Annotated in this window: 22 protein-coding genes; 8 read left to right on the plus strand and 14 right to left on the minus strand. The window is 68.3% G+C overall.

From position 1 onward, the window contains the following. Positions 1-15: 15 nt before the first annotated feature. Positions 16-1,137, plus strand: coding sequence for a glycerate kinase (locus RMCN_RS15710; protein ID WP_067390729.1), 1,122 nt, complete (start codon positions 16-18; stop codon positions 1,135-1,137). Between the two features lie 6 nt (positions 1,138-1,143). Here RMCN_RS15710 and RMCN_RS15715 read toward each other — a convergent pair whose 3' ends face one another. The 3 genes from RMCN_RS15715 to rpsB all read right to left on the minus strand — a co-directional run bounded on the left by RMCN_RS15715 (position 1,144) and on the right by rpsB (position 4,361). Next, entirely contained in the window at positions 1,144-2,544 is a 1,401-nt protein-coding gene (locus RMCN_RS15715) for an amidase (protein ID WP_067390732.1), read from the minus strand. A gap of 113 nt (positions 2,545-2,657) precedes the next feature. Further along, the gene (gene tsf, locus RMCN_RS15720; RefSeq protein WP_064414900.1) at positions 2,658-3,485 is read right to left on the minus strand and encodes a translation elongation factor Ts; all 828 of its coding nucleotides are present in this window, start codon (positions 3,483-3,485) and stop codon (positions 2,658-2,660) included. 12 nt (positions 3,486-3,497) lie between these two features. Continuing rightward, on the minus strand, positions 3,498-4,361 hold the full coding sequence (gene rpsB, locus RMCN_RS15725; protein ID WP_064414899.1) for a 30S ribosomal protein S2: 864 nt from the start codon (positions 4,359-4,361) through the stop codon (positions 3,498-3,500). A gap of 302 nt (positions 4,362-4,663) precedes the next feature. On the opposite strand from rpsB, the gene RMCN_RS15730 reads away from it, so the two are divergent. Both RMCN_RS15730 and RMCN_RS15735 read left to right on the plus strand, forming a co-directional pair. Beyond that, the gene (locus RMCN_RS15730) at positions 4,664-5,164 is read left to right on the plus strand and encodes a murein hydrolase activator EnvC family protein (RefSeq protein WP_067390735.1); all 501 of its coding nucleotides are present in this window, start codon (positions 4,664-4,666) and stop codon (positions 5,162-5,164) included. 162 nt (positions 5,165-5,326) lie between these two features. After that, a complete protein-coding gene (locus RMCN_RS15735; RefSeq protein WP_084377436.1) occupies positions 5,327-6,262 on the plus strand; it encodes an LLM class F420-dependent oxidoreductase in 936 nt (311 codons plus the stop codon). Here the strand turns inward: RMCN_RS15735 and RMCN_RS15740 are convergent. From RMCN_RS15740 to RMCN_RS15775, 8 genes are all read right to left on the minus strand, one after another. Beyond that, positions 6,246-7,133 (minus strand): alpha/beta fold hydrolase, encoded by an 888-nt coding sequence (locus RMCN_RS15740; RefSeq protein ID WP_067390740.1) that lies wholly within the window; start codon positions 7,131-7,133, stop codon positions 6,246-6,248. The two genes, RMCN_RS15735 and RMCN_RS15740, sit on opposite strands and share 17 nt — an antisense overlap. A 71-nt stretch (positions 7,134-7,204) precedes the next feature. Continuing rightward, positions 7,205-8,107, minus strand: coding sequence for a tyrosine recombinase XerC (locus RMCN_RS15745; protein ID WP_067390743.1), 903 nt, complete (start codon positions 8,105-8,107; stop codon positions 7,205-7,207). Between the two features lie 33 nt (positions 8,108-8,140). Further along, entirely contained in the window at positions 8,141-9,301 is a 1,161-nt protein-coding gene (locus tag RMCN_RS15750; RefSeq protein WP_064414893.1) for a lactate 2-monooxygenase, read from the minus strand. Positions 9,302-9,325: 24 nt separating this feature from the next. Next, positions 9,326-10,174 carry a siderophore-interacting protein gene (locus tag RMCN_RS15755; protein WP_067391203.1) on the minus strand — a complete coding sequence of 283 codons (849 nt, stop codon included), beginning with the start codon at positions 10,172-10,174 and terminating at the stop codon, positions 9,326-9,328. 148 nt (positions 10,175-10,322) lie between these two features. After that, entirely contained in the window at positions 10,323-10,604 is a 282-nt protein-coding gene (gene catC, locus RMCN_RS15760; RefSeq protein ID WP_067390746.1) for a muconolactone Delta-isomerase, read from the minus strand. Beyond that, on the minus strand, positions 10,601-11,488 hold the full coding sequence (gene catA / locus RMCN_RS15765; protein ID WP_067390750.1) for a catechol 1,2-dioxygenase: 888 nt from the start codon (positions 11,486-11,488) through the stop codon (positions 10,601-10,603). The genes catC and catA overlap by 4 nt, the downstream gene beginning before the upstream one ends. 56 nt (positions 11,489-11,544) lie before the next feature. Further along, entirely contained in the window at positions 11,545-12,648 is a 1,104-nt protein-coding gene (locus tag RMCN_RS15770; protein ID WP_067390753.1) for a mandelate racemase/muconate lactonizing enzyme family protein, read from the minus strand. Continuing rightward, positions 12,645-13,556, minus strand: a complete 912-nt coding sequence (locus RMCN_RS15775) for a LysR substrate-binding domain-containing protein (protein ID WP_067390756.1) — start codon at positions 13,554-13,556, stop codon at positions 12,645-12,647. Before RMCN_RS15775 ends, RMCN_RS15770 begins: the two co-directional genes overlap by 4 nt. A gap of 235 nt (positions 13,557-13,791) precedes the next feature. Here RMCN_RS15775 and benA point away from each other — a divergent pair, with 235 nt between their 5' ends. The 4 genes from benA to RMCN_RS15795 all read left to right on the plus strand — a co-directional run bounded on the left by benA (position 13,792) and on the right by RMCN_RS15795 (position 21,090). Next, positions 13,792-15,159, plus strand: coding sequence for a benzoate 1,2-dioxygenase large subunit (gene benA / locus RMCN_RS15780; protein WP_067390759.1), 1,368 nt, complete (start codon positions 13,792-13,794; stop codon positions 15,157-15,159). A gap of 2 nt (positions 15,160-15,161) precedes the next feature. Further along, positions 15,162-15,701, plus strand: a complete 540-nt coding sequence (gene benB, locus RMCN_RS15785; RefSeq protein ID WP_064414887.1) for a benzoate 1,2-dioxygenase small subunit — start codon at positions 15,162-15,164, stop codon at positions 15,699-15,701. A 10-nt stretch (positions 15,702-15,711) separates the two neighbouring features. Further along, a complete protein-coding gene (gene benC / locus RMCN_RS15790) occupies positions 15,712-18,390 on the plus strand; it encodes a benzoate 1,2-dioxygenase electron transfer component BenC (RefSeq protein ID WP_067390762.1) in 2,679 nt (892 codons plus the stop codon). Positions 18,391-18,459: 69 nt separating this feature from the next. Further along, on the plus strand, positions 18,460-21,090 hold the full coding sequence (locus tag RMCN_RS15795) for a helix-turn-helix transcriptional regulator (RefSeq protein WP_064415027.1): 2,631 nt from the start codon (positions 18,460-18,462) through the stop codon (positions 21,088-21,090). Here the strand turns inward: RMCN_RS15795 and RMCN_RS15800 are convergent. The 3 genes from RMCN_RS15800 to pcaD are packed head-to-tail and all read right to left on the minus strand — an operon-like array spanning position 21,036 to position 23,271. Beyond that, positions 21,036-21,722: a 3-oxoacid CoA-transferase subunit B gene (locus RMCN_RS15800; protein WP_064414885.1), complete on the minus strand. Its 687-nt coding sequence runs from the start codon at positions 21,720-21,722 to the stop codon at positions 21,036-21,038. The genes RMCN_RS15795 and RMCN_RS15800 overlap by 55 nt on opposite strands. Then, complete coding sequence (locus RMCN_RS15805; protein WP_064414884.1) at positions 21,719-22,504, minus strand: CoA transferase subunit A; 786 nt, start codon at positions 22,502-22,504, stop codon at positions 21,719-21,721. The genes RMCN_RS15800 and RMCN_RS15805 overlap by 4 nt, the downstream gene beginning before the upstream one ends. After that, entirely contained in the window at positions 22,501-23,271 is a 771-nt protein-coding gene (gene pcaD / locus RMCN_RS15810; protein WP_067390765.1) for a 3-oxoadipate enol-lactonase, read from the minus strand. Before pcaD ends, RMCN_RS15805 begins: the two co-directional genes overlap by 4 nt. 133 nt (positions 23,272-23,404) lie before the next feature. Here pcaD and RMCN_RS15815 point away from each other — a divergent pair, with 133 nt between their 5' ends. Continuing rightward, positions 23,405-24,301, plus strand: coding sequence for a LysR substrate-binding domain-containing protein (locus RMCN_RS15815; protein ID WP_064414882.1), 897 nt, complete (start codon positions 23,405-23,407; stop codon positions 24,299-24,301). The last annotated feature ends 30 nt before the right edge of the window (positions 24,302-24,331 follow it).

A 24,331-nucleotide genomic window follows, 5' to 3' on the forward strand; every position in this document is an offset into this window, starting at 1 on the left:
CAACTGTGGCCAGCGATGAAGATTGTCCTGGCGCCTGACTCATTCAAGGAGTCGATGACGGCGTCCGAAGCGGTGGCCGCGATGACGGCCGGCGTCGCAGCCGTGCTTCCGGAAGCCGAAGTCATCGGCGTGCCGATGGCCGACGGTGGCGAAGGCACCGTCGACGCCGTGGTTGACGCGTTGCACGGTGAGCGCGTCCAGGTACCGGTGTCGGATGCGCTGGGCCGCACCGTCATCGCACGGTTCGGCTACGTGCCGCTGCGCCAGTTGGCGGTGATCGAGATGGCGGCCGCGGCGGGGCTCGAGCTCATTGCCCCCGAGGAACGAAACATCCTGTCCGCGAGCACATTCGGAGTGGGCCAATTGATCCGTGCGGCCCTCGACCGCGGCGCCGAGGACTTCCTGATCGGCCTGGGCGGATCGGCCACCAACGACGGCGGTACGGGCATGCTCACCGCGCTGGGCGCGGCGTTCCTCGACGCCGACGGCAAACCGTTGTCGCCCGGCGGCGCCGATCTGGAACGCCTCGACCGCATCGATATGAGCGGTCTGGATCGGCGCCTGCGCGACACCCGGATCCGCGTGGCCTCCGACGTCACCGCGCCCCTGCTGGGCCCGAGCGGCGCCACCGCGGTGTTCGGTCCGCAGAAGGGCGCCGGCCCAGACGACGTGGTGCGACTCGAGGCCGGGCTGTCCCGGCTGGCCGCCGTCGCGTCGGCGACACTCGGCGGCACCCAACCGCAACGTCCGGGCGCGGGCGCGGCCGGCGGGGTGGGTTTCGCGCTCGTCGAATTCCTCAGTGCGATAAGCAGATCCGGCGTCGAAGAGGTGGCCGAGACCGTCGGCCTCGAACGGGCGCTGCGGGGCGCGGACTGGGTGTTCACCGGCGAGGGCAGCGTCGACGCGCAGACCGTCATGGGTAAGACGCCGTTCGGCGTGGCCCAAGCGGCCGTGCGCGCCGGGGCCCGGGTGGTGATCTTCGCCGGCCGGGTCGCCCCCGATGCGGCCGTGCTGCTCGACCACGGCGTCGAGCGACTCGTCGCGATCACCGCCGAGGGCACGCCGATCGAGCGGGCGCTCCGCGAGGGACCCCAGTCGCTCACTCACGCCACCGTCGAGGTGTGTCGCTCCCTGTAGCGCGACTCATCCCTGAATGCGTTTGAAGGGACGCGCTTCCTCGAGTTCGTACGCCAGCCCGAGCAGCCGGGCCTCCTGACCCACCGGCGCGGCGAACATCATGCCGACCGGCAGACCCGACGCGGACTCGGCGAGAGGCAGCGAGATCGCCGGCTCCCCCGTGGCGTTCTGCAGAGGTGTGAACGCCACCCACTCGACGAGCCGGTCGATGATCGTCTGGTAGTCCAGGGTCGGGTCGAGATGACCGATCCGCGGCGCGACGTCGGCAAGTGTCGGGGTGAGAATGACGTCGTGGTCCCGGGTGACGCGCTCGGTGACCTGGCGCATCCGCGACAACCGCGCGAGCGCCCCGGGCACCCGGTGCAGGTTCCGAGAAGCGTGGCGGTCGAGCCCGCGCGTCAGGTTGTCGAGGCGCTCACGGTCGAAGTTCGGGCCCAACGTGCGCCCGCTGCGCACGATCGCGAACGCCAGAAACGACCAGTAGAGCAGGAAGTCGTTCATGAAGTGCGACGGCACGGGATTCTCGATGAGAGTGACCCGGTGCCCGAGTTCCTCGAGTAAAGCGGCGTTCTTCAACGTGAGCTCACGAACCTCCGGGCTCGCCTCGCGCGCTATCGACTGTGTGCACACCGCGATGCGCAGCCGCTGGGCTCCAGGCCCTGTGATGTTGCCGATCGCGGGCAGCGCCGGGTTGCGGTACACCCGCTCGATCTCGCGGTAGAACGCCGCGGAGTCGCGCACGGAGCGGGTGACGACACCGTTGGCGACGATGCGAAGCGGCATCTGCCGCAACTTCTTGTCCAGGGGCAGCCGACCCCGCGACGGCTTGAGTCCCACTAAACCATTGCAGGAGGCGGGAATTCGGATCGATCCGCCGCCGTCGTTGGCGTGCGCGATCGGCACCACCCCCGCGGCCACGAACGCCGCCGAACCCGACGACGACGCGCCAGCGGTGTGCTCGAGGTTCCACGGATTACGCACCGGGCCCAGCCGCGGATGCTCGGCCGACGCGCTGAAACCGAATTCCGACATCTGCGTCTTGCCGAGCGGAGCCAGGCCCGTCGCCAGGAACGAACGCGCGAAGTCGCCGTGTGACCGCTCCGGGCGCGGATCCCAGGCGTCGGTGCCGTTCATCGTCGGCATCGCGGCGACCGCGACGTTGTCCTTGAGGAAGGACGGAACGCCGTTGAAGTACCCACCGTAGGGCCGTGCGGCAGCCCGGGTGCGGGCCTGCTCGAATGCCTCGTGCGCCAGCCCGTTGAGCGCCGGATCGACGGCCTCGGTGCGGGCAATCGCGGCATCGACCAGTTCGGCTCGCGACACCGCGCCCGACTGCAGCGCCTCCACCAGACCGACCGCATCGAGATCGCCGAGGGCGTCGTCGCCGTAGGCGCTTATCCGAGTCATGCCGACGACGGTACCAAGTCGTACCGCCGCGGCCCCAGAAATGGCCAAGCGCTCACCCTTGTACGTGTCCCGGGCGTCGGGCCGGACAAGGGTGAGCGCTCAGCGCAGAGGCTTTAGGCCTGGCCGACCTCGAAGCGGACAAAGCGGGTCACGGTCACACCCGCCTCGTCGAGCAGGGCCTTGACGGTCTTCTTGTTGTCGGACACCGACGGCTGGTCGAGCAGCACGACGTCCTTGTAGAAGCCGGTCACCCGGCCCTCGACGATCTTGGGCAGGGCCTGCTCGGGCTTGCCCTCGTTGCGAGCGGTCTCCTCGGCGATGCGCCGCTCGTTGGCGACGACGTCCTCGGGCACGTCCTCGCGGGTGAGGTACTTGGCCTTGAGCGCGGCGATCTGCAGGGCAACCGCGTGGGCGGCCTCTTTGTTATCGCCTTGGTACTCGACCAGCACACCGACGGCCGGCGGCAGGTCCGCGGCACGCTTGTGCAGGTAGGTCTCGACGGTGCCGTCGAAGTAGGCGACGCGACGCAGCTCGAGCTTCTCGCCGATCTTGGCCGACAGGTCCGCGATGACCTGCTCGACCGTAGGGGCCGCCGAATCGGCGGAAATGCGAGCGGCCTTGAGCGCATCGACGTCGGTCGCCTTGGCGGCCGCCGCGGCGCCGACGATCTGGTCGGCCACCGACTGGAATTCGGCGTTCTTGGCGACGAAGTCGGTCTCGGAGTTCAGCTCGATCAGCGCGCCGTCCTTGGCGGCGACCAGGCCCTCGGCGGTAGCGCGCTCAGCGCGCTTGCCGACGTCCTTGGCGCCCTTGATGCGCAGCAACTCGACGGCCTTGTCGAAATCGCCGCCGGCCTCGACGAGCGCGTTCTTGCTGTCGAGCATGCCGGCACCGGTCAGCTCCCGAAGTCGCTTGACGTCGGCAGCGGTGTAGTTAGCCATATCAGCCTTCTCTTACGGGTTCTGTGCGGGTTTGGGTTCGGTCTGGACGTCGGCCTCGGGGGTGCCGGGCTCGGCACCCGCGGCGGTCGGGGATGCGGTGGCGGTCGCGCTCGCGAGCAGCTCCTGCTCCCACTCGGCGAGCGGCTCGGCGGCATCGGCGTCCGGCTTGTCGCCGTCACGACCCGCGCCCGCGCGGGCCTGCAGGCCCTCGGCCACCGCCGCGGCGATCACCTTGGTCAGCAGCGCGGCCGAACGGATCGCGTCGTCATTGCCCGGGATCGGGTAATCGACGAGATCGGGGTCGCAGTTGGTGTCGAGGATCGCGATGACCGGGATACCCAGCTTGCGCGCCTCACCGACAGCGATGTGCTCCTTGTTGGTGTCGACGACCCACACGGCCGAGGGCACCTTGGACATGTCGCGGATACCGCCCAGCGACCGCTCGAGCTTGTTCTTCTCGCGGGTCAGCATCAGGATTTCCTTCTTGGTGCGACCCTCGAAGCCACCGGTCTGCTCCATCGTCTCGAGTTCCTTGAGACGCTGCAGCCGCTTGTGCACAGTCTGGAAGTTGGTGAGCATGCCGCCCAGCCAGCGCTGGTTCACATACGGCATGCCGACGCGGGTGGCTTCTTCGGCGATCGACTCCTGCGCTTGCTTCTTGGTGCCGACGAACATGATCGTGCCACCATGCGCGACCGTCTCCTTGACGAACTCGTACGCCTTGTCGATGTAGGTCAGCGTCTGCTGCAGGTCGATGATGTAGATGCCGTTGCGGTCGGTGAAGATGAACCGCTTCATCTTGGGGTTCCAGCGACGGGTCTGATGCCCGAAGTGAGTGCCGCTGTCGAGCAGCTGCTTCATGGTTACAACAGCCATGAGTCCATGGTCCTTTTCGTCGGTTGATGCCGGCGTCGGGTGACGCCGAGCCCTGGTGACTGCTCGGAGTGCCGAACCCTTTCCGAGTACTCGGGCCGGGACCGACGGCATCCGGGGAACGACCTAGTGGAACGGGTCGTGGTGCAGACACGCGAAGTCAGCCCGCGCAAGCGAGCTGCGGTTAGCAAGTTTACACCCTGCACAGGGGTGCTTTTTCCACGCCGATTCCACGCCGGGCCGGCTGTCCACAGATTCGCGTCGCCCCCTGGCGCGAGCCGGGCATTTGCTGCTGAGCTGGGGTGATGCGAAGTGTTGCACTCGCGGGTGCCGCGCTGATGTCCGGGCTGGTCTGGGCCGCGCCGGTCGCGGCCGACGACGGCCGGTTGGCCTGGCCGCTGCGGCCACGCCCCGCGGTGACCAGGGCTTTCGACGCCGCCGAGCCGAACTGGACGCCGGGACATCGCGGCGTCGACCTCGCGGGCACACCCGGTGCGCGTGTGCTGGCGGCGGCCGAGGGCACCGTGGTTTTCGCGGGTGAGCTGGCAGGGCGGCCGGTCGTGTCACTCGCCCACCCCGGCGGCCTGCGGACCAGCTACGAACCGGTCCGGGCGACGGTGGCGCGGGGACAGCGCGTCGGCGCCGAGGCGGTGATCGGGGTGTTGGAGGCCGGACATCCGGGCTGCCCGCGCTCGGCGTGCCTGCACTGGGGCGCGATGTGGGGCCCGGCGTCACGCGCCGACTACGTCGACCCGCTCGGCCTGGTGGCCACCACCCCGATCCGCCTCAAACCCGTCACGGGTTGACTCCCCTTCTGCGAGCGCGCGCAGGTCTGCTCTTCGTTGGGCCGAGCGTGCGCGTCTGCACACGACACGCCGCCACTTTTCCGCCATCGGCGCACGCTCGCCCCGAGGTGTGCGTGCGCCTAACGTCGAACCGTGGCCACCGACGCTCATCGCTGCCGGCCCATGCGTTTCGGGCTCACTGCCGGCCTGCCGCGCACCGGCGAGCAGATGCGGACGTTCGCCCGCGCGGTCGAAAGTTCGGGCTTCGACGTGTTGTCGTTCGCCGACCACCTCGTTCCCATGGCGCCGCCGTTCACCAGCGCCGCCGCGGCCGCGATGGCCACCGAGCGGTTGCACGTCGGAACGCTGGTGCTCAACAACGACTTCCGTCATCCCGTCGAAACGGCCCGCGAGGCGGCGGGCCTCGCGCTCGTCTCCGCCGGCCGGTTCGAACTGGGCATCGGCGCCGGGCACATGAAGTCCGAGTACGACGCCGCCGGTATTCCGTTCGACGACGGCGGAATCCGCGTGTCGCGGTTGGCCGAGGCGGCCGAGGTGATCCGCGCGCTCCTCGACGGCCGGCCCGTCGATGCCGACCTCCAGCACTACCGGATCCGCTCCGAAGCAGGCCGGCTGCTTCCGGTTCCGCCTTACCGCGTGCCACTGTTGATCGGCGGCAACGGAACTCGCGTCCTGAGACTCGCGGGACGGATCGCCGACATCGTCGGGCTCGCGGGCATCACCCACAACCGCGACGCCACCGCGGTCCGGCTGACACATTTCGACGCCGAAGGACTCGCGAACCGCATCGCCGTCGTGCGCGAGGCCGCAGGTAACCGGTTCGACCGCATCGAACTCAACGTGCTGATCCAGGCCGTGGTCGTGACCGATGAGCCGCACCGAGCCGCCGAACAGCTGGCCGCCTCGCTCGGTGGCGTCTCCCCCGAACGCCTGCTGACGTCGCCGTTCGTGCTGATCGGCACACACGAGCAGATGGCCGAACAACTCAGCGAGCGCCGGCAGCGGTTCGGGGTCAGTTACTGGACCGTCTTCGACGAATTGCCGGGGCGACCGTCGGCGATGCCGGATATCGCCGAGGTGATCAAGCTGTTGCGCTGAGCGCGTCGAGAAACTCCAGCATCGCGGATACCACGACGTCGGGCCGATCCCGCTGAACCCAATGTGCCGCGCCCGCAACCACTTCGAGGCGAGCCTGCGGAATCAGTTCGGCCGCGGCCCGCGCCGCCGCCAGCGGCACGCTGGTGTCGTTGTCTCCGTGAACGATCAGCGCCGGACACGGAAACGTCGCGAGCCGGTCGCGGTAGTCGGTGGTGAGGCGATTCCACCGGACCTGGTCGCGCTGCCACTGTCCGAACGCGTCGAATGCGTGATCCGCCCTCGCGGCGGACAGAATCTCGGCGACCAGCTCGGGCGTTCGCGCGGCGGGGTCGCCGATCAACGCCGGCATCACCCACCCCATGGCACGCCTGCTTCGCCCCGACCACCGGCTCACCGCGCTCAGCAGTCCGGTGCGCACCATGGCCCAGGTCAGCACCTGCCGGATGCCCGAGAGCGGTCCTTCAGACAGTCGGGACATGAACCCGTAGCTGGCCAACAGCATTGCCCCCGTGACCTTTTGCGGACGGTCCAGCACATGCCCGATCGTCATCCCACCACCGAGCGACAAACCGCCGATCGCGTAGCGGTCCAACCCAAGCGCGTCGACGAACTCGCCGACGTAACCGACCAACCGATCCTGGGTCGACGGCCAGGGCGCCGGCGGGCTCTCGCCGTACCCCGGATGATCCGGAGCGAGCACGCGGTAACCGCCGGCCGCAAGCCGCGGCCCGACACCACCCCAGGACAGCGACGCGCTGTCCACTCCGGCGCCATGCAGCAACACCACCGTCGGCGCGCCGTCGACGCGCTCGGGTATCCATTCGAGGTAACTGACCGGCCCCCACGACAGCCGAACTGTTGCCCTTCCCACAAGTCCTCCTTCGGTGTTTTCGGTGCGCGCGCAGTCGCTGAGCGATCGCTAGAGCACCGAAATCACCGTAGTCACGCTCGGGGGTGGGCCTGGTCGTGGACGGCGCGCAGCCGTGCGACCGTGACGTGCGTGTAGAGCTGCGTGGTGGCCAGGGTGGAATGGCCGAGCAACTCCTGCACAATGCGCAAGTCGGCGCCGCCTTCGAGCAGATGTGTTGCGGCGCTGTGCCGCAACCCGTGTGGTCCGATGTCGGGTGCGCCGTCGACCGCCGCGACGGTCTGGTGCACGACGGTGCGCGCCTGGCGAGGGTCGAGCCGACGGCCACGCGCCCCCAGCAGCAGCGCCGGGCCCGAATCCGCGGTAGCCAACGCCGGCCTGCCGCGATCGAGCCACGCCGTCATCGCATCCTGCGCGGGCACACCGAACGGCACCGTCCGTTGTTTGTTGCCCTTGCCGAGGACCCGCAGCAGCCGCCGCGGCATGTCGACGTCGTCGATGTCGAGCCCGCACAGCTCGCTGACACGAATACCGGTGGCGTACAACAACTCAACAATCAGCCGGTCGCGCAGTGCCATCGGATCACCCTGTTCGGCACCGGATTTCGCGGCCGCCATGGCGTCGAGTGCCTGGTCCTCGCGCAACACCGCGGGCAGCTCACGCCGCGCCTTCGGCACCTGCAGCCGGGCCGCGGGATCACCGGCGATCAACCCGCGTCGCACCGCCCACGCGGTGAACATCTTGACCGCGGACGTGCGTCGGGCCAGCGTCGTGCGCGCGGCACCGGCGGCGGCCTGGGCAGCCAGCCACGCCCGCAGCACCGGCAGGCTCAGCGCGTCGAAACCGACGTCGTGTCCGCGCTCGGCCATGAACCCGAACAACGACCGCAGGTCACCGAGGTAGGCGCGGCGGGTGTGCTCGGAGCGGCCCCGCTCCAGCGCGAGGTACTCGTCGAACTCCTCGAGAACGCCTTCCACGACACCAACCGTCGCAGAGTCTCACCGCAACGCTCAGGTGACGCGCCGCAGCGTGTCCGGAGTGAGATCGGCCAGGGTGGGATAACCGTCGACGGCCATCGTCAGATCGGCCTCGGCAAGCAGTGAACGCAGCACGTGAACGATGCCGTCCAGGCCGCCCAGTGCCAGTCCGTAGGCATAGGGCCGTCCGATTCCGACGGCGGTGGCGCCCAGCGCGAGCGCTTTGACGATGTCGGACCCGCTGCGGATGCCCGAGTCGAACAGCACCGGCAACCCGTCGGCCGCCTCCACGACGCCGGGCAGGCAATCGATGGCCGCCAGCCCGCCGTTGGCCTGGCGTCCGCCGTGGTTGGAGCAGTAGATGGCGTCGACGCCGCCGTCCTTGGCGCGTCGCGCGTCGTCGGGATGGCAGATGCCCTTGACGATGAGCGGCAGATCGGTCAGCGAACGCAGCCACGGCAGGTCGTCCCACGTCAGCGGGTTGCCGAAGAGCCCCACCCAGTGCATGACGGTGGCCTGCGGGTTCTCCTCGGGCGGCTGCGGAAGCGCGGCGCGGAACACCGGGTCGCTGGTGTAGTTGGCCAGGCAGCGGCCGCGCAACTGCGGGAAGTTCGACGTCGACAGGTCACGCGGCCGCCAACCGGGCACCCAGGTGTCCAGCGTGACGATGATGCCCTTGTAACCGGCGGCCTCGGCACGGTGAACGAGGCTGGCGGCCAACTCCCGGTCGGTCGGCGTGTACAGCTGGAAAAAGCCTGGCGTATCACCGAATTCGGCGGCGACGTCCTCGAGCGGGTCCTCGGTGAGGGTCGACACCACCATCGGCACACCGGTACGTGCCGCGGCGCGGGCCGTGACGAGGTCCCCGTGCCCGTCCTGCGCGCAGATTCCGATCACCCCGATCGGCGCCATGAACACCGGCGAGGGCAACGTCATTCCGAACAGGTTGACCGAGAGGTCACGTTCGCGAGTGGCGCGGAACATCCGCGGCATCAGACCCCAGTTGTCGAACGCGGTGCGATTGAGCCGCTGGGTTCGTTCGTCCCCGGCTCCTCCCGCGACGTAGGAGTACACCGACGGCGGCATGGCCGCTTCCGCCTTGGCCTCCCACTCCGCGAACGTCATCGGCAGCTTCGGCACGATGCCGGAGAGGCCCTGCAGGTAGATCTCGAACTGGTAGTTACCGAACGTCATGCGGCCAGCGTGCCAGGCGGCCGGTCAGGCGCTGGCTTCGGCCTTGGCGAGCTCGGCCTTCCACTGGCGGAAGGTCTCCTCGGTGCGTCCGCGTCGCCAGTAGCCGGAGATCGACGACGCCCATTTGGCCGCGATGCCGCGCTCCTTGCGGATGTAGGGCCGCAGGTTGTGCATGACGGCCTGAGCCTCGCCGTGGATGAACACCTGCACCTGCCCGGGCAGCCACGGGGTTTCCTTGACCGCGGCGATCAGCGGGGCGTGGTCACCGGCCTGATCCTCGGGCACCAGGTCGGCACGGCCACCGCGGTAGATCCAGCGCACCTCGACACCGTCGGGCTTCTTCAGCGGAATCTCGTCGTCGGGGCCGGCGACCTCGATGAATACTCGTCCGATCGCGTTGGCCGGCAACGCTTCCAGCGCGGCACTGATCGCGGGAACCGCGGCTTCGTCGCCGGCCATCAAATGCCAGTCCGCCGCTGGATCGGGCGCATAGGCGCCGCTCGGACCCATCAGGTAGGCGGGCTGGCCGGGGGTCGCGGCGGCCGCCCATGGCCCGGCGACGCCGTGGTCACCGTGCACGACGAAGTCGATGCAGATCTCGCGGCGTTCGGGGTCGACGCTGCGCACGGTGTAGGTGCGCACGGTGGGCCGCCGCTCCGGCGGCAGTGACGAGAACGAGTCGAGTGTCAGCGGCCGCGGCAATTGCGCGACATCGATGCCGCGATCGACGATCACGAGCTTCACGTAGGCGTCGGTGAATTCGTTCGGGGTGAACGTGTCGAACCCCGGTCCGCCGAGAACCAGTCGAATCATGTGCGGTGTCAATTGCTCGGTACGCACCACTTCGAAGGTGTGTATCGGTCGCGCTGCCACGAAAAATCCCTCCAAAACCTCGGCTAACCTGGTCATTCGCCAGCGTTATCGACTATACGAGCGGGCCACGCCGGCCGGGGCCCCACGTCGCCGGGCCGGACGGACGCCTCACGCAGGCGCACGTGCTCGACCGCTGGTATGCCGCGGCTCAGTCGCGGATATCGGATGGGTGCTTCGCGAGCGGGGTCACCTCGATGACCATGTACGGGAACAGCGGCAGACCCGAGAGGATCTGATGCAGTTCGTCGTTGGATTCCACATCGAATATCGAATAGTTCGCATACTCACCGACGATGCGCCAGATGTGCGGCCATTTGCCGGCGCGTTGCAGTTCCTGGCTGTAGCGCTTCTCCCGGGCCACCATCTCGTCGCGCTGCTGCGGGTCGAGATCGGTCGGGAGGTCGACGTCCATGCGTACGTGGAAGATCACGAGACATCAGCCCCCACGGGGTCGAGAACGAAGTCGTAGACGACCTTCTGGGTGCCGTCGGGCTGGTCCTGCGGGTCCAGGACGAGCTCGGGCTTGACGGCGTCGGCGATGTCGTCGCCGTTGTGCGGGTCGCCGGGGAAATACAGTTGCGCGGTGAGCAGTTCGTAGCCGGGCGCGGAAACCTTGACGTGCAGATGCGCAGGCCGCCACGCGTGCCATCCCGCCGCTGCGATCAACTTGCCGCACGAGCCGTCGGTCGGTATCTGGTAGGGGGCCGGCCGGATGGTGGTGATCTCGAACGCCCCGTCGGCGCCGGTCGTGAAGGTGCCGCGCAGATTCCACTCGGGCAGGTTCGGTGCGAATTGCGAGTAGAAGCCGTCGGCGTCTGCGTGCCACAGTTCGACCTTGCCCGGCAGCGGCGTGCCGTCGGTCGCGGTGATCCGCCCCTCCCACACCAGCGGGGTGCCCTGCTCGCCGTCGCGCATCGGGATCGCCCCGCGCGCACCACATTCGGGTGAGCCGGGCACGTAGTACGGGCCCTCGATGGTGCCCTTGTTGCCCTTGCGGTGGTCGGTGGCGACCTCTTCGACGACGTGCTCCACCCAGACGTCGAGGAACAGCGGCCACTCACCGTCGTTGCCCACGTCGATCAGCCATGCCTTGAGCGCGTTGTACTCGTCGTAGGTGACGCGGTGGCGGCGGATGGTGTCGTGTACGGCCGACAGCACCTCGCGGGCCAGCAGGCTGACCCGCTCCTTGGGGGTGTCCCGGACCGCCTGGTACGGAGACTTGTCGGCGTGGAACCGCTCGGTCGCACATGCGCCCGATGCCGCCGCCGTGGCGGTGCCGACCGGAACCTCGATGATGCTTTCCATGGTGGTCATGTCGTGCTCTCTTCTCTCCATTGATCTTTCACACCCGGGGCTGACCGCGGGAAGCCTTACTTGTCGGTGCGGTAACGACCGAGCTTGTCGGTGTCGATGTCGATTCCGAGGCCCGGTCCGGCAGGCACGTGCAGCTGACCGTCGTGGATGCGCAGCGGGCTGATGAGCAGGTCGTCGGCCATGTCCAAGAAGTTGGACAGTTCGCCCGCACGGCGGGATGTCAGCTCGAATGCCGACCCGAACGCGACGGCGCAGGCGGTGCCGAGTTGGCCGTCGATCTGGTTTCCCATCACCACCTCCAATCCGAGTCCCTCGGCGAGGTGATGCACTCGCCGCGAACCGGTGAAACCGGTGCGCGCGGTCTTGATGCTGACCGCGGTCGCCGACCCGCCCATGATCTCGCGCGTCACGTCGGCCGGGGTCGGCACGGATTCGTCGGCGATGAACGGGATGTCGAGGTGCGACACCAGCCAGCGGCGGCCCAGCACATCATCGGCCGGACACAGCTCTTCGGCGAAGAGCAGGTCCAGATCGGCCATCTCGTTCATCGCTCGCAGCGACTCCGCGGCCGTCCAGCCCCGGTTCCCGTCGATGTAGAGCTCGATGGAGTTGCCGAAGCGCTCGCGGAGCGCGCGCACGACCGCGGTGTCCAGGGAGACCGGCCGGCGACCGACCTTCACTTTGAACGTCGTGATTCCGTAGAGGTCGTTGATGCGTTCGGCCTCGGCCACCATCGTCTCCGGCGTGTCGAAACCCAACATGTGGCTGACCCGCATGTGGTCGGTGTAGCCGCCGAGCAACGCGGTGACCGGCAACCCGAGGGTCCGGCCGAGCGCGTCCCAGATCGCCATGTCGACAGCGGCTTTCGCGGTGGGGTTGCCCACCGTACGGGCCAGCCGAGCGTGGATCGTTTCGCGCTCGGTGAGCGTCAGACCCACGATCTGCGGGGCGAAGATCTGGCGGATCACCGCGAGGATGCCGTCCTGGGTCTCGCCGTAGGTGAATGGCCGCGGCGGCGCCTCGGCCACGCCGATCACGCCTTCGTCGGTGTGCACCCGCACCAGGACGTGCTCGGCGGCGCGCACCTCGCCCGAGGCGAACTTGAGCGGCTTGACGTAGGGAATCGCGAACGGAATGGCCTCGACGGCAACTATTTTCATGAGTCTTCCTCGCTGAGAGTGGCTACCGCCGGCGCGTACGCCGCCGACAAGACGGTCACGACGGCGTCGACGACGGGGTTGTCGACTCCCCGACGCCACGCGAGTGCCAGTTCGATCGACGCGCCGTCGAGAATGTCGCGGAATACCACGCCGTGCAGTGGCAACGCCCGTACCGACGCGGGCACCATCGCGACCCCCAGCCCCGCAGCGACCAACGCCAGTAGCACCGCGGTGCCGGGGGCGGCGTGTTCGCGGTGCGGCACGAACCCCGCCCGGCGGCAGGCCCGTACCACGGTGTCGTTGACCGCGGAGTCCTGGCCGGAGTAGCCGATGAACGGCTCGCTGCGCAGATCGGCCAGCGAGATGACGGGCTCGGCGACCAGTCGATGATCGGCGGAGACGGCCAGGATCAGAGGCTCGTCGTCGATGGTCTGCAGCTCGATCTCGTCGCCGATTGCGGGCGGGCGCAGCACGCCGACGTCGAGCGCGCCGGTCCCCAGCCTTTCGCACTGGGTGGGCGTGAGCATGTCGGCGTGGATGTCGAGCGCCAGGGCGGGCAGCTCCTGGCGCAGGATGCGGGCCATCCGCGGCAGATGGGAGAACGCAGCGGTGCCCGTCAGGCCCAGTCGCAACAGTCCGGAGTGGCCGGCGGCGATGCGGCGCACCCCTCGTTGCGCCTCATCGACCCCGTCCAGGATCCGGGCGGCTTCGTCACGCAGGAACTCACCTGCCGCGGTCAGCGACACGTGGCGGGTGGTCCGGTTGAACAGGGTGACGTCCAGCTCGTGCTCGAGTTGGCGGATGGCATAGGACAGCGCCGGCTGCGCAACGTGCAGGAGCTCGGCGGCCTGCCCGAAATGGCAGGTCTCGGCCACCGCTGCGAAGTAGCGCAGGTGCCGCAGCTCCATCGCGTCGCTCCCTTCCGGCTGTGTCCGGGCCCCTCTCGGAGCCTCCCTGTGACCGCCGACACCATTGACGGTAACGGCGCGATCCATAGATCACAAAGACCTATTAGCGGTTGATTGAGGGGATTTGTTTATCAATAGCCACCTGGGCCACGACTAGGCATAACCCTAGTGTGACCGGCACCACTCGCTGCCAGAGTGCAGATAAGCGTCACATCCACCCCCGTTGGAGGTCCCCATGACCGCATCGCTATCCACCCCGAAGAGCCGCGTCGCCGCCGTGTTGTCCGACGCGGTGATCGACGACCCCGAGGCCGGCATCTACCGCGCCAACCGCCGGATCTTCACCGACGAGGAGATCTTCGAACTCGAGATGAAGCACATTTTCGAGGGCAACTGGGTCTACCTCGCCCACGAGAGCCAGGTCGCGAACCCCGGTGATTACTTCACCACCTACATCGGCAGGCAGCCCGTCGTCATCACCCGCGACAAGAGCGGCCAGATGCACTGTCTGATCAATGCATGCGCACACCGTGGCGCGATGCTCTGCCGCCGCAAGACCGACAACCGGATGACGCTGACGTGCCCCTTCCACGGGTGGACGTTCCGCAATGACGGCGCTCTGCTGAAGGTCAAGGACCCCGAGGGCGCCGGCTATCCGGAGACGTTCAACGCCAACGGCTCTCACAACCTGACCCGGGTCGCCCGATTCGAGAGTTATCGCGGGTTCCTGTTCGGCAGCATCAACGAGGATGTGTTGCCGCTGTCAGAACATCTGGGCGATGCCACCAAGGTCATCGACATGCTCGTCGATCAGTCCCCCGACGGCCTGGAGGTGCTGCGGGGATCGTCGACGTACACCTATGACGGTAACTGGAAAGTGCAGGCAGAGAACGGCGCCGACGGCTACCACGTGACCGCGACGCACTGGAACTATGCGGCCACGACCAGTCGACGCGGCACCGGCGAATCCTCGAACGACACCAAGGCTCTCGACGCGGGCAACTGGGGTAAGTCGGGCGGCGGGTACTGGTCGTTCCCCCACGGGCACCTGTGCCTGTGGACCTGGGCGGCCAACCCGCAGGATCGACCGCTGTGGGACAAGCTCGACGAGCTCAAGGCCACGCACGGTGATGCCAAGGGCGAGTTCATGGTTCGCGGTTCGCGCAACCTGTGCGTCTACCCGAATCTGTATCTTATGGACCAGTTCTCGACGCAGATCCGGCACTTCCGGCCGATCGCGCCAGACCAGACTGAGGTGACGATCTACTGCATCGCACCGAAAGGTGAAAGCGCTGCTGCCCGCACGCAGCGGATCCGCCAGTACGAGGACTTCTTCAACGCATCCGGGATGGCCACCCCCGACGATCTCGAAGAGTTCCGCTCGTGCCAGTTGACGTTCCGCGCCGAGGCCGCACCGTGGAACGACATGAGCCGCGGCGCCCAGCACTGGTTGACCGGGCCCGACGAGGTCGCCACCTCTTTGGGAATGGACGGCGTCGTATCGGCCGGAGTCAAGAACGAAGACGAAGGTCTCTACCCCGTCCAGCACGGCTACTGGCTGCACACCATGCAGAGTGCGCTGCAGAAGGAATCGGAGAAGTGACGATGACGACCACCGCTGGAACGAGCCCCGCGACACCCGATACGGCCGACAAACTGATCACCCAGAACGCCATCGAGCAGTTCCTCTACCGTGAGGCGCGCTATCTCGATGACCGCGAGTTCGAGAAGTGGTTGGACTGCTACGCCGACGACGTGGAGTACTGGATGCCGGCGTGGACGGACGACGACCGGCTCGTCGAGGACCCCACACGTGACATCTCGCTGATCTACTACGCCAACAAGGGCGGCCTCGAGGACCGGGTGTTTCGCATCCGCACCGAGCGTTCGTCGGCGACGTCCCTGCCCGAACCGCGCACCAGCCACAACATCTCCAACGTCGAGGTCATCGAACGTCGCGGAAACCTGGTCGACGTCCGGTTCAACTGGCACACCATGTATTTCCGGTACAAGACCATCGACCCGTATTACGGCACGTCCTTCTACACCATCGACTTCACCGGCGACCAGCCCTTGATCCGCCGCAAGACGGTCGTGCTCAAGAACGACTACATCCACCATGTGGTGGACGTCTACCACGTGTGAGGGGCCGACCATGACCCAACTGCAGGACACCGCGACATACTCTGTCGCACTGTCTTTCGAGGACGGCGTCACGCGCTTCGTCAGGTGTCGCCCCGACCAGACCGTCGCCGATGCCTCCTACCGTCAACGCATCAACATCCCGCTGGACTGCCGCGACGGCGCGTGCGGCACCTGCAAGGCCCTGTGCGAATCCGGCCGCTATGACGGCGGAACCTATATCGACGACGCACTTTCCGCCGACGAGGCCGCCGCCGGTTTCGTCCTGCCCTGCAGCATGCGCCCGCGCTCCGACCTGGTCCTGCAGATCGCGGGCACCTCGGATTCGGCCAAAACCCAAGCCGCTTCCTACACGGGCACACTTACTGTGCTGGAGCGTCTTTCGACCACCACGGTCAAGATCGGCATCGAGATCCCCAACCGTGCCGAGTTGGCGTTCCTGCCGGGTCAGTACGTCAACATCGCGGTACCCGGCACCGACCAGACGCGCTCATACTCGTTCTCCAACGCACCCGACGACGACTTGCTCACCTTCTTGATCAAGCTCACGCCGGGTGGGACGATGTCGGACTATCTGGCCGACCGCGCGGCTGTCGGTGACCGCATCACATTCGCCGGACCCAACGGGTCGTTCTTTCTGCGCGAAGCCGATCGTCCCGTGCTGCTGCTCGCCGGCGGAACCGGTGTGGCGCCGATCCTGTCCATGCTGCGCACCATGCGCGCGGCGGGCAGCGTCCGGCCGGTGCACCTCATCTACGGTGTCAGCACCGACGAAGACCTCACCGCGCTCGACGAGATCACTGAAACCGGTTCGACGCTGGCCAATTTCACGTGGGACTACTGTGTCGCCGATCCCGCCAGCACCGCACCCAACAAGGGCCCCGACCGTGCCTACGTCACCAGCCTGATCGAACCCGACCACCTCAACGGCGGCGATCTGGCCATCTATCTGTGTGGTCCACCGCCGATGGTCGAAGCGGTGCGCAGCCATCTGGCCGGGTCCGGCATCGAGCCCACCGGGTTCTACTACGAGAAGTTCGGGTTGGCCAAAGCCGCGGCCGCCGTCACCGCGACGGCACAGCCGGCCCGCGACACGGCCCCTGACTCGGTGGTGGACGAGATCCTGCCCGTACCCGACGCCCGCGCGGTGACCGGTCAGACGATGTTGCCTGCCACCACGTTCGCCGCCGCGGCCGGCACCGCCGCTCACGACGACTCCGTCGTGATCCGCAGTCTCACAGGACAATTGATGGCGCCCGGCGGCGGCGGTGGTGAGACGCGACCGATCGACACGGACGACGGACGCCTGCTGCCGTGTGGCGCACGCAGCGTCGTCGGACAGACCGTTCTGCCGCGCGTCGAAGCCTGCACGAGGCCCGACACCCCCACCGGGGCCACTGCCCCGATCGTCGCCGACGATGGTTACCAGATCGGCGAGGAGCATCCCGAGGTGCGCGAGTCCGACGCCTTGTTCGAGGCGCGTTCGGCGCTCGAGCTGGGCGCACTGGAGCTGACGATCGGACGTCTGTCGAGCCGGCAGTTGGCCGGCTACCGCCTTCTCGCGGAGGCGACGCTGCCGTACGTCGACGGTGAGAGCTTCGTCGACGCCGCGCAGTACACCGAGACCAACGCGGCCTTCCACGATTATCTCTTCGCCCTGACCGGCAATGCGTACCTGCTCCAGGCCTATCAGGCGCTCGATGTCAAGGGCCGGATGAGCGATGTGCTGCGCAACGCGACGTGGTGTGACCCCCGCTGCGCCACCGACCACGTCGACATCGTCGCGGCGTTCGAATCCGGTGACCGCGAGGCGGCGCGCACCTTGATCACGGCTCACGCGGCGCGGTCCAAGCAGACGATGCGCCGCGCCATGGCCGAGGCCGCCCAAGCATCCACGCCGGCGTTAATCACCCCCGGCCGCTTCACAGGCAAGGTGGTGGTGATCACCGGAGCCGCGCAGGGCATCGGTGAGCGCACGGCCCGCCGCATCCACGCCGAAGGCGGCACCGTGGTCCTGGCGGACCGCTGCGAGCTGGTCAAGGAGCTCGCCGATGAGCTTGCGCCACAGGGCTCCCCGGCCATCGCGGTCACCGCCGACCTCGAACACAGCGAGGGCGCCGACACCATGATCGAACAAGCGATCGCCTCGTTCGGCCGCGTCGACGTGTTGATCAACAACGTCGGAGGCGCGATCAACTTCAAGCCGTTCACCGAGTTCAGCGCGGCCGAGATCCGCGCGGAGATCGACCGGTCACTGATGACGACGCTGTACTCCTGCCGTGCCGCGCTGCCCGCGATGGTCAGACAAGGCCGCGGCGTCATCGTCAACATCTCCTCCGCCGCAACCCGCGGTGTGCACCGCATCCCGTACTCGGCGGCCAAGGGCGGCATCAACGCGATCACCGCGTCACTGGCGATGGAATACGCCGAGCGCGGCATCCGGGTCGTGGCCACCGCGCCGGGCGGCACCGCGGCGCCACCGCGGCGGATCTCGCGCGGTACGCCCGATCCGGAAACCGCGGCGCAGCAAGCGTGGTTCGACGCGCACATCGAGCAGACGGTCGAATCCTCGTTGCTCAAGCGCTACGGCACACTCGACGAACAGGCCGCAGCCATCTGCTTCCTGGCATCCGACGAGGCGTCCTACATCACCGGCACCGTCCTGCCCGTCGCCGGTGGTGATCAGGGCTAGATGCCCGGCGCCGGTCGAGCCAAAGCACCGAAGTCGACGACGCGCGCCTCTACGATGGCGGACGTGCCCATGGCGCCAGCCCCTTTCGTCGGTCGCGTCGGCGACCTCGACGAGTTGGTCTCGCGTGTCGCGGCCACCGCTACCGGCGGGCTCGAGATCCTCGCTGTCACCGGTGAGTCCGGGATAGGCAAGACCGCATTGCTACGCCGACTCGCCGATCAGCTGCCCGGCTCGCGCTGGGCGACCGCGCTGGCATGGGAAAACAGCCGCGACGGAGCCGTCATCACACAGCTGCTGCAGCAACCCGCTTCGCGCCAGCCGGCCGACGCCGCACGACAGATGGCCGAAGCCGTCGGCACAGAACAGCCGACATTGTTGGTCATCGACGACGCACAACACATGGATTCGGTTTCCTGGCAGGCCATCTCGACAATGGCCCTCCATCATCGCGCACTGCCGGCTCTCGTCGCGGTGGTCTTCGATCGCGTCCCGCAAGCGATCGACGACATGATCACGGGCGAATTCAACGTGACCGGTCTGCCCCGTCACGACGTCGCCGCGCTGGCTACCGCGCACGGCCGAATCCTGCATCCCTCGATGGTCGATCGGCTCGTGCATCACACGGGCGGCAACCCGCGCCACCTCCGCGCACTGCTCGACGAAGTTCCCCCGCAGACATGGACGCGGTTCGACGCCCGGCTGCCCGCGCCGCGGGCCGTCGCGCGGGACGTCGCCGCCAGGCTGTCGGACGCCGGGCCCGACGGCGCCGCGCTCGCCGTCGCCCTCACCATCCTCGGCGAGCACGCGAACCTGACCGACGCCGCCCGACTGGCCGGTTCGGCCGAGCCGCTGGCAGCGGTGGAGGCCGCCACCCGAGCCGGACTGCTGTGCGACGACGACCCCTTCGAGCCACGGATACGCGATGCGATGACCGCCGCCGCGATCATCGACAGTTACGGTCCGCAGGCCACCGCCGCAGCGCACCGACGTGCCGCCGACATCGTGGAGGACCCGGTCGCGCGGCTGCGGCATCGCGTGGCCGCCACCCCCGTACGTGATCCGGCACTGGCCGACGAGGTCGACCGCCTGGCGCGTGCCCGCGGCGCGGACGGCGCCTGGAGCCAGGCCGCCGGCCTGTTCCGCGACGCCAGCCGACTGACCGACGATCCCCTGCTGCGCGACGATCGGCTGACCCGTTCGGTCGACGCGCTGGTGGCCGCCGGCGACTGTGTGGGTGCCGCCTCGCTGGTACCCGCTGTGGAGAACCTGCGCGAAACGCCCTTGCGCAACGCGACTTTGGCATATCTTGCCATCCTGCGCGGGCGCGCCACGGAGGCCGAGATCCGGTTGAGCCGCGCGTGGGACATCGTCAACATCGATCGTGAGCCGGACACCGCGGCGTTCATCGCGCAACGGCACGTACTGCACGCCCTCGTGCTCGGCCACGGCGACCAGCTCGTGCAGTGGGCCGACCGCGCCTTCGAACTGGCCGACCCCGATTCGCCGGCGGCCATCGAGGCCGCGGCGATTCGCGGATTGGGGCTGCTGGCCGCCGGTCACCCGAAGCGCGCCGCGGCAGCCTACGACGACCTGCACACGCGTGTCCGCCACGGCCCGCAGGCCCAGCGCGTCATCATGGGCCGAGGGTGGGTGCAGCTGATGCGCGACGATGTCGAGGCCGCCCGCACCAGCCTGGAAAGCGCTTGTGCCGCAGCCGAACTCGGGGGTTCTACCCGAATCACGTTGTGGTCCTATGCCTGGCTGGCCCGTACCCAGTTCGTGATGGGCGAGTGGGACAACGCCCTGCGCAGCGTCGAGCACGGTCGCCGCCTGGCCGCATCGAGCGGGATCGTGTTGATCACACCGCTGCTGGAGTGGACTGCGGGACAGATCGCCGCTCTTCGGGGCGATTGGGACGCCGCCGATGAGGCAGCCAACAGCGCCTCCGACGGTCCCGACGAGTACGCGATGATGCGGATTCCCGGTGCGTTGCTTCGGGCTCATATCGCCGAGGCCCGCGCCGACTACGCCGCGGTACGGCGGGCGCTGGAACCGTTGCGGCGTATCGCCGCCGGCACCTCACTGCAGGAGCCGGGGTACTGGCCATGGGTGGACAGCCTGGCCAACGCGATGGTCCTCGACGGTGACCTGGAGGCTGCCGACGCGTTCCTGCGGCCCCACGAGCAGCGCGCCGGATCCCGGGGGCATCGCAGCGCCCAGGCCCGGCTGGGCGCGGTCCGGGGCCGCCTGTTGGGCGCGTCGGGGGATATCGCGGAGGCACACCGGGTTTTCGAGCAATCCCTGGCGCTGCTGGACGGCCTGCCGCTGCGTTACGACACGGCGCGCATAGGCTTCGCCCATGGCCAGACCTTGCGGCGGGCGGGCAAGCGGCGCGAGGCGGATGCGGCGATCGGCGCCGCCCGCACGCTGTTCGCCGGGCTCGGCGCCCAGACGTATGTGGCGCGCTGTGAGCGCGAGCTCAAGGCAGGCGGATTCAACCAGACCCGGGACGGCCGCGAGGCGGTCGACCTGACCCCGCAGGAAGAAGCGGTGACGACGCTTGTCGCCAAGGGACTTTCGAATCGCGAGGTAGCCGCCGAACTGTATGTGTCACCGAAGACGGTGCAATATCACCTGACCCGCATCTATACCAAGCTCGGCGTGCGGTCCCGCTCGGAGCTGGCGGCGCTGCGGCGCTGACGGCGGTCGACGACCGGCGCGGCGGTGCTTGCGACGACGCGTTCGAAGTCGACGCCGGGCGCCAGTTCCACGACGTCGAAACCGCTTCCGGTGACATCGAAGGCCCCCAGATCGGTGATCACGCGGCTCACGACGGCCTTGCCGGTCAGCGGCAGATCGCACACCGGCACCAGCTTGGGCGCTCCGGATTTGGCGACATGGTCCATGAGGACGATGACGCGCCCCGCGCCGTTGACGAGATCCATTGCGCCGCCGATGCCCTTCACCATCGAGCCGGGCACCATCCAGTTCGCGAGGTCGCCGTTGGCCGCGACCTGCATGCCACCGAGAACGGCGACGTCGACGTGGCCGCCGCGGATCATCGCGAAGCTGGTGGACGAGTCGAAGAACGACGCTCCCGCGACGATGGACACGGTCTGCTTCCCGGCGTTCACCAGGTCGGGATCCACCTCGTCCTCGTAGGGGAACGGTCCGACGCCGAGAATGCCGTTCTCGGCGTGCAGGGTGACGTCGGAACCCTCGGGCAGATGGTCGGGTATCAGCGTGGGCAGCCCGATGCCGAGGTTGACGTAATCTCCGTCGCGGAGTTCGCGTGCGGCCCGGGCGGCCATCTCGGTGCGGGTCCAGCTCATGCGAATGCCTCCTGCGGTCTGCGGGGTCGGGTCGTGCGCTTCTCGATTCCCTTGCGGGCGGCCTGATCCGGGGTGAGCTCGACGACGCGTTGTACGAAGATTCCGGGCAGGTGGATGGCGTCGGGACCCAGGTCGCCGACCTCGACGACACGTTCAGCCTCGACCACCGTGGTGCGCCCGGCCATGGCCGCAGCCGGATTGAAATTGCGTGCGGCGGCGTGGAACACACAGTTGCCCGCCCGGTCGGCGACGGACGCGCGCACCAGCGCGTAGTCGGTCACGATCGACTCTTCGAGCAGCATCTGCCGGCCGTTGAAGGTGCGGACCTCCTTGGGCGGCGAGGCCAGTGCCACGCTGCCGTCGGGGTGGTACCGCCACGGCAGGCCGCCCTCGGCGACCAACGTGCCCACCCCGGTGGGGGTGAAGAACGCGCCGATGCCACTTCCTCCCGCGCGCAGGCGTTCGGCGAGGGTGCCCTGGGGGGTCAGTTCGACGGTCACCTCCCCCGCCAGGTACTGGCGGGCGAACTCCTTGTTCTCGCCGACGTAGGAGGCGATCACCCGGTTGATCCGCCGGGCCTCCAACAGCAGGCCCAGCCCGCCGCCGTCGACACCGCAGTTGTTGCTCACGATGGTCAGATCGTCGGCACCCTGCTCCAGCAGGGCCTCGATGAGGAACCACGGGATGCCGGCCAGGCCGAACCCGCCGACGGCGAGGCTGGCGCCGGACGCGATGTCGGCGACGGCCTCGGCCGGTGAGCCGACCACTTTGTCGAGTGTCATTGTCGCTCCAGGTGTTCGATGAGGGCGGGGGTGATGGCGTGGGGCTTCTCCGCGTTGGCGAGATGGGCGGCGCCCTCGATCACCAGTAGCTTCGAATCCGCGATACCGGCGGCGATCTCTTCGAGCTTGGCCGGCGGGGTCGCGGGGTCGTCGGCCCCGGCGATCACCAGGGTGGGTGCGCTGATGGACGAAAGGGCTTGTCGCAGATCGAGTTCGGCGATGGCTTCACAGCAGGCCGCGTAACCCTCGGCCGGGGTCGCGGCAACCATGTCTTCGTGCACGGTGCGCACCTCGGGGTGCGCGTCGAGGTAGGAAGGGGTGAACCACCGCGCGACGACGGCGGATGCGACCGAGGCGGAGCCCTGCGCGCGCACGGCCGCTGCCCGCTCCGTCCAGGCACTCGGCGGCGGAAGTTGGGCGCCGGTGCACAGCAGCGCCATCCGGTTCACGCGTTCGGGGTGGCGCTGCGCCAGGCGCATGGCTGTCATTCCGCCGAGCGACAACCCGACCAGGTGGGCGCGCGCGACGTCGAGGCGGTCGAGCAGGGCAACGACGTCGTCGACCAGATCGTCGAGCGTGTAGGGGCCCGCGGGAACCGGTGACGCCCCGTGCCCTCGGGTGTCGTAGCGCACCACGCGGAAGTGCTCGTTCAGCGCCTCTATCTGGGCGTCCCACATCCGGTGCGTCGACCCCAGCGAGTTGGACAAGACGACCACCGGCCCGTCCCGGCGGCCGGTGACGGTCGCGTGAACGGTGACGGCGCTCATCGGCTCGCCCCGCCCAGGTCGGCCGGCGTCACCGGCGTCTCGCAGTTCACGTCCATGTAGACGAGCGTATTGACCGTTCTCGATATTGTGAAATACCTATTAAGCACTGATTGAGAGGTCTAAACTCTTAATCATGGAGTTGCGTCACCTGCGGTACTTCCGCGCCGTCGCGGAGGAACTGCACTTCGGCCGTGCCGCGGAGCGGTTGCACATCGCCCAGCCCCCGCTGTCGCAACAGATCCGACAGCTCGAGCACGAGATCGGCACCCCGTTGTTGACGCGCACCACGCGCAGCGTGCAGTTGACCCCTGCCGGCGAGGCTTATCTGCGTCGGGTCGTCAGGATTCTCGATGCCGTCGACAGCGCCGCGAGACAGGCCCGCCGCATCGGCGAGGGAATCGAAGGGCATCTCGCGATCGGCTGCGTGGGGTCGGCCACCTATTCGTTGCTGCCGCGGTTGGTGCGCACCCTCGGGGAGGTGTTGCCCGACGTCGACGTCAGCGTGCGCGGTGAGATGTTGGCCCCCGCGCAGTTGTCGGCGTTGAAGACAGGAGAGATCGACCTCGGGCTGCTGCGCCCGCCGGTCGAGGATCCCGAGATCACCGCCGAGACGATCCGGCGCGATCGGTTGTTGATCGCGCTGCCCGCCGGCCATGAGTTCGCCGCCCGCGACGAGATCGCGATCGCAGACCTGCGCGACGCCGACTTCATCGGCCACGCCGGTGCGGGTCGCTCCCGCATGAGCGCCCTGGTTTCGACGCTGTGTCTGCGCGCGGGGTTCAGCCCGCGGATCCGCCACGAGGTCGAGGAGACGTCGACACTGATCACCCTGGTGGCCGCCGGGCTGGGTGTCGCGGTGGTCCCGGAACCCACTGCGGCCTTGGGTGTCAGCGGTGTCGTGTACCGACCGGCATCCGGTCGGGACGCCTCCATCGAGTTGCTCGCCGCCTATCGCACCGCTGATGCCTCGCCGCTGATCGCCAACGTGGTCGACGTCATGCGCACCGGTGCAGCGTCGACGATCGACTGAAGCAGTTCGGGATCGGTCGCACATCGGGCA

This window comes from Mycolicibacterium novocastrense (genome assembly GCF_001570485.1).
GTDB lineage: Bacteria > Actinomycetota > Actinomycetes > Mycobacteriales > Mycobacteriaceae > Mycobacterium > Mycobacterium novocastrense.

What these genes read in the sequence shown, in the direction of transcription:
- RMCN_RS15800 (WP_064414885.1), bottom strand. Translation starts at nt 21,722, where the DNA reads ATGAGCTGGACCCGCACCGAGATGGCCGCCCGGGCCGCACGCGAACTC.
- RMCN_RS15715 (WP_067390732.1), bottom strand. Translation starts at nt 2,544, where the DNA reads ATGACTCGGATAAGCGCCTACGGCGACGACGCCCTCGGCGATCTCGAT.
- benA (WP_067390759.1), top strand. Translation starts at nt 13,792, where the DNA reads ATGACCGCATCGCTATCCACCCCGAAGAGCCGCGTCGCCGCCGTGTTG.
- pcaD (WP_067390765.1), bottom strand. Translation starts at nt 23,271, where the DNA reads ATGAGCGCCGTCACCGTTCACGCGACCGTCACCGGCCGCCGGGACGGG.
- RMCN_RS15730 (WP_067390735.1), top strand. Translation starts at nt 4,664, where the DNA reads ATGCGAAGTGTTGCACTCGCGGGTGCCGCGCTGATGTCCGGGCTGGTC.
- tsf (WP_064414900.1), bottom strand. Translation starts at nt 3,485, where the DNA reads ATGGCTAACTACACCGCTGCCGACGTCAAGCGACTTCGGGAGCTGACC.
- RMCN_RS15735 (WP_084377436.1), top strand. Translation starts at nt 5,327, where the DNA reads ATGCGTTTCGGGCTCACTGCCGGCCTGCCGCGCACCGGCGAGCAGATG.
- RMCN_RS15775 (WP_067390756.1), bottom strand. Translation starts at nt 13,556, where the DNA reads ATGGAGCTGCGGCACCTGCGCTACTTCGCAGCGGTGGCCGAGACCTGC.
- benB (WP_064414887.1), top strand. Translation starts at nt 15,162, where the DNA reads ATGACGACCACCGCTGGAACGAGCCCCGCGACACCCGATACGGCCGAC.
- RMCN_RS15805 (WP_064414884.1), bottom strand. Translation starts at nt 22,504, where the DNA reads ATGACACTCGACAAAGTGGTCGGCTCACCGGCCGAGGCCGTCGCCGAC.
- RMCN_RS15815 (WP_064414882.1), top strand. Translation starts at nt 23,405, where the DNA reads ATGGAGTTGCGTCACCTGCGGTACTTCCGCGCCGTCGCGGAGGAACTG.
- RMCN_RS15795 (WP_064415027.1), top strand. Translation starts at nt 18,460, where the DNA reads ATGGCGCCAGCCCCTTTCGTCGGTCGCGTCGGCGACCTCGACGAGTTG.
- RMCN_RS15770 (WP_067390753.1), bottom strand. Translation starts at nt 12,648, where the DNA reads ATGAAAATAGTTGCCGTCGAGGCCATTCCGTTCGCGATTCCCTACGTC.
- RMCN_RS15710 (WP_067390729.1), top strand. Translation starts at nt 16, where the DNA reads ATGAAGATTGTCCTGGCGCCTGACTCATTCAAGGAGTCGATGACGGCG.
- benC (WP_067390762.1), top strand. Translation starts at nt 15,712, where the DNA reads ATGACCCAACTGCAGGACACCGCGACATACTCTGTCGCACTGTCTTTC.
- RMCN_RS15750 (WP_064414893.1), bottom strand. Translation starts at nt 9,301, where the DNA reads ATGACGTTCGGTAACTACCAGTTCGAGATCTACCTGCAGGGCCTCTCC.
- rpsB (WP_064414899.1), bottom strand. Translation starts at nt 4,361, where the DNA reads ATGGCTGTTGTAACCATGAAGCAGCTGCTCGACAGCGGCACTCACTTC.
- catA (WP_067390750.1), bottom strand. Translation starts at nt 11,488, where the DNA reads ATGACCACCATGGAAAGCATCATCGAGGTTCCGGTCGGCACCGCCACG.